Here is a 236-nt window from a genome sequence, read left to right as displayed (position 1 = left end):
ACCGTTGCTCGATTACGGCTGGCTCGATGAACACGCGGATTTGACACTGGCAGAACTGTTCGATGTCCTGCTCAAGGCCGAGCTGCTGCAAGCGTTCGGCACCTTTATAGAACAGCCGAAAGGGCGCAAGGACGAGTGGCTGCCGGTGCTGGCCGAACAGTTCAGCGAGGCGCAGACCCTGCGTGTCTGGGCGCCGCAACTGGCTGAGCGGCTGTTCAGCCTGACCCTGATGGACC

At 61.4% G+C, this 236-nt stretch carries 1 pseudogene; it reads left to right on the top strand.

What is annotated here, in order from left to right:
• A pseudogene (locus tag AAEY83_RS18525) lies at positions 1-236 on the top strand (hypothetical protein); the annotation flags it as partial.

Source organism: Psychrobacter sp. TB20-MNA-CIBAN-0197 (assembly GCF_040309765.1).
Lineage (GTDB): Bacteria > Pseudomonadota > Gammaproteobacteria > Pseudomonadales > Moraxellaceae > Psychrobacter > Psychrobacter submarinus.
Note: the sequence above shows the minus strand (reverse complement) of the source record. Positions and strands in the feature narration are given on the sequence as shown.